Source organism: Corynebacterium lemuris, from assembly GCF_024919295.1.
GTDB classification, from domain to species: domain Bacteria; phylum Actinomycetota; class Actinomycetes; order Mycobacteriales; family Mycobacteriaceae; genus Corynebacterium; species Corynebacterium lemuris.
Map to the genome: position 1 here is coordinate 387111 of NZ_JANWTC010000002.1, position 11272 is coordinate 398382.

At 63.6% G+C, this 11272-nt stretch carries 9 protein-coding genes; 6 read left to right on the plus strand and 3 right to left on the minus strand.

What is annotated here, in order from left to right; all coding sequences use genetic code 11:
- Positions 1-21: 21 nt before the first annotated feature.
- Positions 22-3228: a tyrosine/phenylalanine carboxypeptidase domain-containing protein gene (locus NYP18_RS05190; protein ID WP_259427107.1), complete on the plus strand. Its 3207-nt coding sequence runs from the start codon at positions 22-24 to the stop codon at positions 3226-3228.
- Positions 3229-3231: 3 nt separating this feature from the next.
- Here the strand turns inward: NYP18_RS05190 and NYP18_RS05195 are convergent, their stop codons facing one another.
- Complete coding sequence (locus NYP18_RS05195; protein ID WP_259427108.1) at positions 3232-4137, minus strand: PrpF domain-containing protein; 906 nt, start codon at positions 4135-4137, stop codon at positions 3232-3234.
- Between the two features lie 39 nt (positions 4138-4176).
- On the opposite strand from NYP18_RS05195, the gene gatB reads away from it, so the two are divergent.
- Both gatB and mgrA read left to right on the plus strand, forming a co-directional pair.
- Complete coding sequence (gene gatB / locus NYP18_RS05200) at positions 4177-5682, plus strand: Asp-tRNA(Asn)/Glu-tRNA(Gln) amidotransferase subunit GatB (RefSeq protein WP_259427109.1); 1506 nt, start codon at positions 4177-4179, stop codon at positions 5680-5682.
- Positions 5683-5689: 7 nt separating this feature from the next.
- Positions 5690-6769: an L-glyceraldehyde 3-phosphate reductase gene (mgrA, locus tag NYP18_RS05205; RefSeq protein WP_259427110.1), complete on the plus strand. Its 1080-nt coding sequence runs from the start codon at positions 5690-5692 to the stop codon at positions 6767-6769.
- Here mgrA and NYP18_RS05210 read toward each other — a convergent pair.
- Positions 6766-7404 carry a LysE/ArgO family amino acid transporter gene (locus tag NYP18_RS05210; protein WP_259427111.1) on the minus strand — a complete coding sequence of 213 codons (639 nt, stop codon included), beginning with the start codon at positions 7402-7404 and terminating at the stop codon, positions 6766-6768. The genes mgrA and NYP18_RS05210 overlap by 4 nt on opposite strands.
- Positions 7405-7474: 70 nt before the next feature.
- Between NYP18_RS05210 and NYP18_RS05215 the strand changes: the two genes are divergently transcribed.
- Positions 7475-8344 carry a LysR family transcriptional regulator ArgP gene (locus NYP18_RS05215; RefSeq protein WP_259427112.1) on the plus strand — a complete coding sequence of 290 codons (870 nt, stop codon included), beginning with the start codon at positions 7475-7477 and terminating at the stop codon, positions 8342-8344.
- Here NYP18_RS05215 and NYP18_RS05220 read toward each other — a convergent pair.
- Positions 8341-9426, minus strand: coding sequence for a glutathione S-transferase family protein (locus NYP18_RS05220; RefSeq protein WP_259427113.1), 1086 nt, complete (start codon positions 9424-9426; stop codon positions 8341-8343). The two genes, NYP18_RS05215 and NYP18_RS05220, sit on opposite strands and share 4 nt — an antisense overlap.
- 64 nt (positions 9427-9490) lie before the next feature.
- Between NYP18_RS05220 and NYP18_RS05225 the strand changes: the two genes are divergently transcribed.
- A complete protein-coding gene (locus tag NYP18_RS05225) occupies positions 9491-10144 on the plus strand; it encodes an HNH endonuclease family protein (protein ID WP_439648051.1) in 654 nt (217 codons plus the stop codon).
- Positions 10145-10222: 78 nt separating this feature from the next.
- Positions 10223-11110, plus strand: a complete 888-nt coding sequence (locus NYP18_RS05230) for a DoxX family protein (RefSeq protein WP_259427114.1) — start codon at positions 10223-10225, stop codon at positions 11108-11110.
- Positions 11111-11272: the final 162 nt, after the last annotated feature.

Below are 11272 nucleotides of genomic sequence, written 5' to 3' on the forward strand. Positions count from 1 at the left end.
CTGAACAGATACGATGAGTCCATGCTGTCGGTACAGGATCCCCATCCGGAATTCGCCGAGGTTATTCCGGTACTGCGACATTTTCGCAACCTAACTACGGTTTCGGGTTTGATGACGCCGAAGAACTATCGTGATGAACGTTCTCGGATCATCGCAGAGTTAGACAGGGGGAAAATCATCGCCCCCGTTTTCGAGTACAAGGACGTAGGTAGCAAAGTTGCAGAGGCTACTTATGCAGCTGGTGAACTGTTGCGATCACTTGAGGCGTTACCCGCAGCCTGGGCTGAAGTAATTGAGAAAGATACCCGACGTCGGTTGCGGTACCTCGAAGCGGTGGTGACCCACGAAGCTAACCGCATTGATACTCACACACGCGAGGACTACGGCATACCGTCGTCCTCTTTGCTGACACTTTCAACGCAACTGGTGGCAGAACCCGTTGCTACCGATGAGCCGACGATCACTCGCGATGAAGTAAGAGGCATTTTCGCGGAGGTGCTTAAAGAACCGGCTTTTGAGGGGTGGTCCGTCCGGTTCGTCGACAACATGTACGCCAGGGTTTCTGTGGCTGGGGGAGCACGGGAACTGAAGCTTAAAGCTAGAGCTGAATTCACACGTTCTGAGGTACAACGCCTAGCGGTTCATGAACTGGGAACTCATGCGCTCCGTCGAATTAATGCTGAAGCTCAGGGTGTGGATATCCTTGCCATGCCTATCGGTGTTCCAGAACCTTCAGAGGAGGGCCTAGCGGTATTTAATGAGGAGCTACTGGGACATCTGTCACAGGCCGAGCTGCGTCGATACGCACTGCGTGTGTTAGCCGCAGAGCAGGCACGAACAGGCTCATTTACGGATACCCTTGAAATGCTTATCAGCCACACCGATGTTGAATCATCCGTGGATATTGCGCTGCGCGCTAAGAGAGGGATAATTGATCCAGAGAAAGCTGGCGGCCATTTCAAGGACATCAGCTATCTCGCAGGTTATCTGGAGGTCCGCGACCATTTGCGCAGTCACCCAGACGACTATCACCTGTTGATGTCCGTCAAGCAGCCGATGGAAATGCTGAGTCTTCTGAAATCAATCCAGATAAAGGAATGGCCGGTTCCTGATCTCGATTTGAGGCTTCCTGGCCCTCATATCAAGAACATCGGCGGCGGGCCTGACCGCTATCCACATCCGAGTGATTCCTGGCGGATACGACAGAACCACTCCCACACTGTGGGCTCGGAAACCGCGGCGATAATTCTTGCTGAAAGCAATGTTCAAGCACGCCGATCCAAAAGGATTGAGGGGCTGCGCATTAAGGGGGATATCGATCTTGAGGGGATTGACTCTCGAATGACGATTGAGTTCGTTAACTGTCAGATTGAGGGGGTGGTCCGAGCTCGAAATGTGACTATTCCCGGATTGATCTTCCGCGAATGCACGGTCGCCGGAATCGATCTCTCTAATTCAACAATAGATGGAGATCTATTGTTAATAAATTCTGTTGTAGGTAGTGGTGTTGGAGCGGCAGTACTGGCAACGCGCGTTCATATTCGCGGTGTGCTCAACGGGGGTGTGGTGGAAGGAAATCCTCCGAGTAGATTCCAGGGAGAACTGGATCTTGATCTTGCTCTTATCGAGGGACGCCTTGATCTCAATAGTGCTGTACTTGAGGGATCCGAGAAGAGAAGGGCCTCAGGAAGGACTGAACGGACAGCACTCTCGTTAACGCGGGCGAGATGTACAGGAGGTATTCGGCTCCGTGGCGCGCAAGTGTCTGGAGCGGTGCGTGCCATAGGACTCACCGTTGAGGGACAGTTGAACCTGGTTTCAACGACTCTGTCGAACCCCGATTCCTACGCTCTCGTTCTCGAACGCGCTCAGTGCTCTTCCTCGTTGTTGGGCCGTGATCTCCATATCGAGGGAGGGATGAAGCTCACGGGGAGTGACTTCGGAGGTTCATTAATTTTCCCTGGTCTGCAAGTTCAGCATGACCCGAGCGCAGTTGCCTTGAAGATGGACAAGATCACCTGTGAATCTCTTACCCTGAGTTCGCAGAAGGATGGTGCAACCACTGAGATATCCGGTCAGGTGAACCTTGACTCAGCGCATATTATGCGCAATTTTCGTGCGGAGCGAATTCGGGTCGTGGCTGAGAAGGTTGCCCTCGTGCTTGATGGATTAACACTGGGCGGAAGGATGTCGGCGGCTCGAATGGATTTATTAATTAAAGATACCAGTGACTCGGAAACTGCGACTCTTTGTGCGCGAGGATTCTCAGTTGCAAGAGACGTCGATTTGCGCGGATTATCTATCACAGGAAACATGAAACTGAGCACCATGCGGATCGGTCATTACTTCAGTCTTCAAGATCTGGATCTGAAAACTACCGACTCGATAGTTTCTTTCCAGGGTTCCACTATCGGGCACGACCTGAATATGCAGAACAGCTGTTATGGAGAGGGCTCTGAGGTTGACTTCACTGGAGTGAACATAGCGGGTAGCCTGATCTGGAAAAGCGTGAAAGGAAAACCAGACGTTGATCTAGATTCTGCCTTCGTCCATGAATTGGATGATGATTTTGACTCGTGGCCTGAATCCGGGGCGCTCAGTCTGGCAGGGTTTTCCTACGACCAGTTCGGCGAATCGAGTCGTGCATCACTAGGTGTCAATGAGCGGATCGAGTGGATCAGTCGACAACGTACTTTTTCTTCTGGTCCTTATGAGCGGCTCGCACTTTTCTACCAGGCATCATTGAACAGCTCAGACGAACGATGCGTTATGTTGGCGCTTCAGAAGGCAAAGATCCGAAATATAGACTCACGGCTCAGACGGTGGGTATCTTGGGTGTGGTATGTCTTGACCGGTAACGGTTATCGGCTCAACGGCATCATCCTGCTGGCCGCCCTGATTCTCACACTTTCAGTGTCGTCCGCTTTCTGGGCCCGGAGTAACGAACTGCTCATCCCTGGAGACCCAGGATCTGCCCGTTCGATGGCTACGGGAGAACTAGTCAGCGTCACCACTTGTACACGGGATTACCCTTGTTTTGCACCGTTCATGTACGGGGTGGATGCCGTTGTGCCCGTCGTTGAATTTTACCACTCCCAGTACTGGGTCCCGGATCGTTCTACGCGCGCTGGGCAGACCTATGATGTTCTCCTCCAGTTTTATACTCTCCTGGGATGGATCACTCTCTCGATCTCTGCTGGTGGTGTTGTGCAGCGTATTCGGGCCTGATAATTAGGGGAGATGGACCTCACCGGTCATGATGACCCGCGCGGTACGTGCCAGCGCCACCCACTCCAGCTGACCGTCCCCGACGAGCGCGGAGACCGTCGCCGTGCCCTTCGGGTGTTCCAGCACGATTTCCGGACGGGCGGGCAGATCGATGACCGTGCCACCCACCGCGACCGCCGCACCCAGGGCCAGGATGCCGGTGGCCGGCAGCGCGTGGTGGAACCGGCCCATCGAGGTCATGCGTACCTTGAGGTGGCCACCAGCTGGTTCCACCAGCGCGACCCGCGGGATGGCGGGGGAGGGGGCCAACCCCATGGTCTCCCCAGCAGCGACCCGGAGACGTTCGAGCCGTTCCAGGGAAGGCTCCGCCACGTCCGCCGCCCGCACGATGGCGATGGGGTTGGCCACATCGATGAGGGTGGCCTCCAGCCCATCGACCTCACACACCCGGCCGCGGGGGAAGATCCTGCCTGTCTGCTCGCCGCCGGGCTGGAGGAAGCGGACGTCGATACGCTCCTGCGGGTCGGTGCCGGAAAGCTCGAGGATGGCGCCGGTGTTGAGGTTGCGGACCCGCACGGGCAGCCGCTCCACCAGGCCGGTTGACAGAGCATAGACCGCGATGCCGGCGGAGATGTTGCCGCAGTTGCCGGACCAGTCGACGACCGTCGCCTCTGGAGCCACCTGCGCGAAGAGACTGTCCAGGTCCGCATCCGGGGAATCGGAGGGACCGACGAACATCACCTTGGAGTTGGAGGACACCCCGCCGCCCAGGCCGTCGACAGCCACGGGGTCCGGGGAACCGATGAGTTGCAGGCACAGTTCATCCCGCCCGGTGTCCGGGAGATCGGACATGTTCACGAATACCGCGCGGGAGGTGCCGCCGCGGACGATGCTCACCTCAAGACCCATGGCACGAGCCTAGACGCGGGTCGCGCTAGACTGTCTGCCATGACTGCCGCGATTCATGAGTTGATGGACTTTGACGAGGTCCTGGAGAAGTTCGACCCCGTCATGGGCCTTGAGGTCCACGTCGAACTGGCCACGGAGACCAAGATGTTCTCCACCAGCTCCGCCCACTTCGGTGCCGAGCCCAACTCCAACGTCGACCCCGTCTCCCTCGGCCTGCCCGGCGCCCTGCCGGTGGTCAACGCCAAGGGCGTCGAATGGGCCATCAAGATCGGCCTGGCGCTGAACTGCTCCATCGCCGAGTCCTCCCGCTTCGCCCGTAAGAACTACTTCTACCCGGACCAGCCCAAGGGCTACCAGATCTCCCAGTACGACGAGCCGATCGCCTACGACGGCTACCTCGACATCGTCCTCGATGACGGCACCCCGTGGCGCATCGACATCGAGCGCGCCCACATGGAGGAGGACACCGGCAAGCTCACCCACGTCGGTGGCCAGTCCGGCCGCATCCACGGCGCCACCGCCTCCCTGGTGGACTGCAACCGTGCCGGTGTGCCGCTCATCGAGATCGTGACCAAGCCGATCATCGGTGCCGGTGAGCGTGCCCCCGAGATCGCCCGCGCATATGTCACCGCGCTGCGTGAGCTCGTCGCCGCCCTCGGTGTCTCCGATGCCCGCATGGACCAGGGCTCCATGCGCGTGGACTCCAACCTCTCCCTCCGCCCGATCGGCCAGGAGGAGTTCGGTACCCGTACCGAGACCAAGAACATCAACTCCCTGAAGTCCGTCGAGCAGGCCGTGCGCTACGAGATGATGCGTCAGGCCGCCGCCATCGTCAACGGCGAGGAGATCGTCCAGGAGACCCGCCACTACCAGGAGCTCGACGGCTCCACCCGCAAGGGACGTCCGAAGGAGTCCGCCGAGGACTACCGCTACTTCAACGACCCGGACCTGCCCCCGGTGCTCGCCCCGAAGGAGTGGGTCGAGGAGATCCGCGCCACCCTGCCGGAGCTGCCGTGGATCCGCCGTGCACGCATCCAGGAGGAGTGGGGGATCGCCGACGCCGAGATGCGCGACCTGGTCAACGCCGGTGCGCTCGACCTCATCCTCGCCACCGTCGAGGAGGGCACCACCCCCGATGAGGCACGTGCCTGGTGGGTCAACTACCTTTCCGCAGCCGCCCGCGAGCAGGACACCGAGCTGGCTGACCTGCCGATCACCCCGGCGCATGTCGCCCGCGTCGTCGCCCTGGTCAAGGAAGGCAAGCTGACCACCAAGCTGGCCCGCCAGGCCGTCGACGGTGTGCTGGCCGGGGAGGGCGACGTCGACGCGGTTGTCGCGGCCCGTGGTCTGGAGGTCGTGCGCGATGACGGCGCCATCGAGGCCGCTGTCGACGAGGCCCTGGCCGCCAACCCGGACATCGTGGAGAAGTACCGCGCCGGAAACACCAAGGTCACGGGTGCCATCGTCGGTGCCGTGATGAAGGCGACCCGCGGCAAGGCCGACCCCGCCCAGGTGAACAAGCTCATCGCCGAGAAGCTGAAGTAGGTTCCTGTTGACTGTCTATGTTCCCGCCCCTGACCGTTACACCACCATGCCCTACCGCCGGGTGGGTCGTTCCGGCCTGAAGCTGCCGGCCATCTCGCTGGGCCTGTGGCACAACTTCGGTGATGACAAGCCCCTGGAGACCCAGCGCGCCATCGTGCGCCGGGCCTTCGACCGCGGTGTCACCCACTTCGACCTGGCCAACAACTACGGTCCGCCCTACGGCTCCGCGGAGAGCAACTTCGGCCGTCTGCTGAAGCAGGACTTCGCCGCCCACCGCGATGAGCTGATCATCTCCTCCAAGGCGGGCTGGGACATGTGGGAGGGGCCCTACGGTTTCGGCGGTTCCCGCAAATACCTCATGGCCTCCCTCGACCAGTCGCTGGAGCGCATGGGCCTGGACTACGTGGACATCTTCTACCACCACCGCCCGGACCCGGACACCCCGCTGGAGGAGACGCTCTACGCGCTGCGTGACATCGTCGCCTCCGGCAAGGCCCTGTATGTGGGCGTGTCCTCCTACGGCCCCGAACTGACCAGTGAGGCCGCGGAGTTCATGGCGGAGGAGGGGTGCCCGCTGATCATCAACCAGCCGAGCTACTCCATCGTCAACCGCTGGGTGGAGGAGCCGGGCGAGGACGGCGATTCCCTGCTGACCGCCGCCGCCGACGCGGGTGTGGGCACCATCGCCTTCTCCCCGCTGGCGCAGGGCCTGCTGACCAACCGCTACCTCGGCGGCGTGCCGGCTGATTCCCGGGCGGCGGCGGACAAGTCGCTGTCCGGTGACATGCTCAGCGCCGAGAACCTGGAGATGATCTCCCGGCTCAACGACATCGCCCAGGAACGCGAGCAGACCCTGGCGCAGATGGCGATTGCGTGGGTGCTGCGCCAGCAGGGTGAGTTCGGGGAGCAGACGGTGACCTCCGCGATCATCGGCGCCTCGAGTGTCGCCCAGCTCGATGAGAACCTCGACGCCCTGGGCAACCTGGAGTTCTCGGCTGCCGAGCTCAAGGCCATCGACGATGTCGCACGGGACGCGGGCATCAACATCTGGGCCAAGGCCACGGCCTCCCGCCGCCACGCCGACTAACCCGTGGCCAACCGCCAGGCCAGCCCGGCGAGGACCACGGCGATGATGATGTTGAGCACCCGCCAGACGCGGGGGCTGGACAACGGCCCGGAGAGCAGTCCGGCCCCGTAGCCGATGAGTGGGAACCAGATGAGGCTGGCCAGCAGCGCACCGCCGGTGAACAGCCAGCGGCCGGTGTCGCCGTGCTGGTTGGCCAGCCCGCCGATCATGACCAGCGAGTCGAGGTAGGCGGAGGGGTTGAGCCACGTGACGATGACGGCGGTCGCCACCGGTGCCTGCTGGCGTACCCGCGTGGCCAGTGCCACGCCCCCGCCGGACCTCGGTGGCTCCTCCTCGACGATGAGGGTGGGGCGTGGGGGACGCAGGGCGTCGATAAGCGCGACCAGCGCGAACCAGGCGAGGTAGGCCACGCCGGCCCATTTCAGGGCGGCGAGCAGCAGGGGAGCGCGGTCGATGAGCACGCCCACGCCCAGGGTGCCCAGGCCGAAGAGCACCACGTCGGAGAGCAGGCACACCGCGATGACGGCGGTGACGTGTTCGCGGCGCGCGCCCTGGCGGATGAGCAGCAGGTTCTGCGGCCCGATGGCCACGATGAGGGAGAATCCGAGCAGCAGCCCGGCGAACACGATTGACATGCCTGCCAGTCTCTCCCCGCCCGGTGATGAAGGCCAGTTACATTCTCTCAGGCTGGTTTAGAATTGCTTCATGAACCCGGTGCACCTGGAGACCCTGCTCGCCATCGTCGATGAAGGCAGCTTCGAGATCGCCGCCGCCGTGCTCGGCGTGTCACCCTCCGCGGTCAGCCAGCGCATCAAGGCGCTGGAAAAGGAGACCGGGCGCGTGCTCGTGCGCCGGACCAGCCCGGCGAGCGCGACCGAGGCCGGACAGGTCCTCGTGCAGGCCGCCCGCCGCATGGCCCTGCTGCAGGCGGAGACCCGCTCCCGGCTGCAGGGCCGCCTGGAACGGGTGCCGCTGTCCGTGGCGGTCAACGCCGATTCCCTGGCGACGTGGTTCCGCCCGGTGCTCGCCGACGTCGCCGGTTTCGAGGCCGCCACCCTGCGGCTGCACGTGGAGGACGAGGCCCACACCCTCTCCCTGCTGCGCCGCGGTGATGTGCTGGGTGCCATCACCCGGGAGGCCACGCCGGTCTCCGGCTGCGATTCCATGCCGCTGGGGATCATGCGCTACCGCGCGGTGGCCACCCCCGCCCTGCGCGAGGCCCACACCCGTGACGGCGTGCTCGACTGGGCGACCATGCCGGCCCTGCGCTTCGGCCCCAACGACGCGCTGCAGGACTCGGATCTGGAGGGCCGGATCGATGATTCCGTGCGCCGCCACCGGGCGGTGTCCCAGATCCCCTCCTCGGAGGGTTTTCTCGAGGCCACGCGCGTGGGGCTGGGCTGGTCGCTGATCCCGGAGCTGCAGGCCGGGCCCCTGCTGGATTCCGGTGAACTCGTGCTTCTCGACGCCACCGTCCTCCGGGTCCCCCTCCACTGGCAACGCTGGCGCCTGGAATCCGACCTGCTGGAACGCCTCACCGCCAGTGTCGCGGCTGCGGCGTCCCGCCTGGCCTAGCGCTGGAAGGACTCCGGGTTCTTCAGTTCCTCACCGGCCGGCATGGCACCGGGCAGGGTCGTGCCCTCGGCGAAGGGCTGCCCGCCGAGTACCTCGCGGCCGTGGGGGGTGGCGAAGCCGGACAGGTCCGGTCCCTTCGGCACGATCCGGGTGGGGTTGACCTCGGTGTGGACGATGTAATAGTGCTGCTTGATCTCGGTGAAGTCGGTGGTGTCGCCGAAGCCGGGCAGCTGGAAGAGCTCACGCAGGTAACCCCACAGGTTGGGCATCTCGGTGATCTTGTTGCGCGAGGTCTTGAAATGGCCGTGGTAGACGGGATCGTGGCGCACCAGGGTGGTGAACAGGCGGATATCCGTCTCCGTGATGTGGTCGCCCACCAGGTAACGGCGGGTGGCCAGGCGTTCCTCCAGCGTGTCCAGCGCCGCCCACAGCCGGTCGTAGGCCGACTCGTAGGCCTCCTGGGAACCGGCGAAGCCACAGCGGTAGACACCGTTGTTGACCTCGGTGAACAGCCACTCGTTGAGTTCCTCCATCTCCGCGACGTGCTCGGCCGGCCACAGATCGGGGGCTCCTGCGCGGTGGTGCTCACCCCACTGGGTGATCATGTCGCGCACGAGGGAGGGGTAGTCGTTGGTGACGACTTTCCGTGAGGACTCCTCGACGATCGCCGGCACCGTGATGCCGCGCGGGTAGTCGGGGAAGCGGTTGAGGTAGGCCTCCTGCAGTCGGGGGATCTCCAGGACCGGGTCAACCTCACCCGGGTCGAGATCGAAGGTCCAGGAGCGCTGGTCGTGGGTGGGGCCGGCCAGTCCCAGGGAGATGACGTTCTCCAGGCCCATGAGGCGGCGGACGATGACGGCGCGGTGCGCCCAGGGGCAGGCGCGTGCGGCGACGAGACGGTAGCGCCCGGCCTCGACCGGCCAGCGGAAGGTGCCGTCGGGCTGCTCGGTGGGCTCACCGGCGGGTGCCTCGGCGGTGATGCGGTCGTTGATGTAGTTGGTGTCGCGCACGAATTCCCCGTCGGGGGAGGCGTTCTGTGCGTCGCCGGCCCAGTTGTCCTTGTCTTCATTACCTGTTGTCATGTCAACAATGCTAGCGGGGGGAATGCGTTTCGTCAACGCGCGGGGTTGCTAGAGTGATGCCGTCATGAAGCGAGTTTTCAGTGTGTTCGGCACGCTCCTGCTGGGTATCCTCACCCTGGTCCTCATCGACCTCGAGCTTATCGACACCCCCGCCACCCCCGCCAGCGAACAGCTCGCCACCCTGGAGGTCAAGGGCCGGGCACCCATGACCGGCTATGACCGCGACCTCTTCGGTTCCGCCTGGACCGACAACGTGCGCGTGGCCGGCGGCAACAACGGCTGCGACACCCGCAACGACATCCTGCAGCGCGACCTCGCCGACGTGGCCATCCGCCCCGGCACCCGCGACTGCCTCGTCGAATCCGGCATCTTCGAGGACCCTTTCTCCGGGGAGACGATCAACTTCGTCCGGGGCAGGGGAGCGCTCGTAGACATCGACCATGTCGTCCCGCTGGCTGACGCCTGGGCCAAGGGTGCCCAGTCCTGGGACGAACAGACCCGCCGGGACTTCGCCAACGACCCGCTCAACCTCCTGGCCGTCGACGCCGGCCTCAACCGGCAGAAGGGTGCCGCCGACGCCGCCACCTGGCTCCCGCCCAACCAGGACTACCGCTGCGACTACATCACCCGCCAGATCGAAGTCAAGGCCACCTACGGGCTCTGGGTCACCCGCGCCGAGCACGACGCCATGGCGAAGGTGCTGACACGCTGCCCGTGACCGATCTGTAGGTTTTTCGCAACACGGCACGCCCGGTCAAGCCCGACCCCGGTGGCTGGATTGTCCTAACCTGGCGGTATGAGCGACAAAAACCAGACCCCCGACCGCGCGGGCTCATACGACGACGTGCCCACCTACCGTAAGGACGCCACCTCCGCTGCGCAGGGCAATGGTGAAGACACCGCCACGGCCCAGTTTCCGCAGACCTCCGGCGGCCTTTTCAGCCGCTCCGGCCGCGCCGCCCCGCAGGAGATCCCGGCCTACACCGATCAGGACTTCGCCGCGCCCGCCAACACCGGCAATGAGACCTTCGCCTACGACCGCCCCGAGGAGCAACCCACCACCATCACTCCGATGGCCACCACCTCGACCCCGGCCGCTGCTCCGGTGTCCACCGCCACCGAATATGACCAAGGCTCCACGGCAGTGGCGACGGATGTCCCGGACCACCGCCGCGGCACCATCGACTTCGGCCTGCTGATCGTCCGCGTCATGCTCGGCCTGTGGCTCATCCTGGAAGCCGTGGGCACCTTCTTCCGTCTCGGCGGCAACCCAGGACTGTCCGGCCTGGAAGCCGATTATGCCGGTTACCTCGCCCCGGGTGGCCTGGCGATCATCATCCCGGCCCTGCAGCTGGCAGCGGGCGTATTCCTCCTCCTGGGCCTGATCACCCCCGTCTTCGCGATGGTCGCCACCGTCGCGACGTCATTCACCGCCCTGCATGAACTGACCACCTCCGGCGCCGGCCTCAACGTCTTCGCCTGGCCGGATTCCGTCTGGTTATCCCTCGTCCTGCTCGGCAGCTCCCTCGCACTCCAGTTCACCGGCCCGGGCTTCATCTCCCTGGATTACGGGCGGAGTTGGACCCGTCGCCCGCTGGTCAGCTCCTGGATCTTCCTGGTATTGGCCATCGCCGGCGGTATCGCTCTCTGGTGGTTCGGCGCAGGCGTCAACCCTCTCGCCTGACCTTTTGCTCTGACGTCGGGATCTGGATGTCCCTGGGCCGGCCGTGGCTGTGGGTGCCACGGCCGGTTCTTCTTTTTCTGAATTCTGCTTGTCGACGTCCCTCCCGCCCCGGGTCACCCTCCAGGTGCCCGGGGTGCAGCTGTTACTCGGGTGGGGCCCGGC

What these genes read in the sequence shown, in the direction of transcription:
- NYP18_RS05230 (WP_259427114.1), top strand. Translation starts at nt 10,223, where the DNA reads ATGAGCGACAAAAACCAGACCCCCGACCGCGCGGGCTCATACGACGAC.
- NYP18_RS05215 (WP_259427112.1), top strand. Translation starts at nt 7,475, where the DNA reads ATGAACCCGGTGCACCTGGAGACCCTGCTCGCCATCGTCGATGAAGGC.
- gatB (WP_259427109.1), top strand. Translation starts at nt 4,177, where the DNA reads ATGACTGCCGCGATTCATGAGTTGATGGACTTTGACGAGGTCCTGGAG.
- NYP18_RS05195 (WP_259427108.1), bottom strand. Translation starts at nt 4,137, where the DNA reads ATGGGTCTTGAGGTGAGCATCGTCCGCGGCGGCACCTCCCGCGCGGTA.
- NYP18_RS05190 (WP_259427107.1), top strand. Translation starts at nt 22, where the DNA reads ATGCTGTCGGTACAGGATCCCCATCCGGAATTCGCCGAGGTTATTCCG.
- NYP18_RS05225 (WP_439648051.1), top strand. Translation starts at nt 9,491, where the DNA reads ATGAAGCGAGTTTTCAGTGTGTTCGGCACGCTCCTGCTGGGTATCCTC.
- NYP18_RS05210 (WP_259427111.1), bottom strand. Translation starts at nt 7,404, where the DNA reads ATGTCAATCGTGTTCGCCGGGCTGCTGCTCGGATTCTCCCTCATCGTG.
- NYP18_RS05220 (WP_259427113.1), bottom strand. Translation starts at nt 9,426, where the DNA reads ATGACAACAGGTAATGAAGACAAGGACAACTGGGCCGGCGACGCACAG.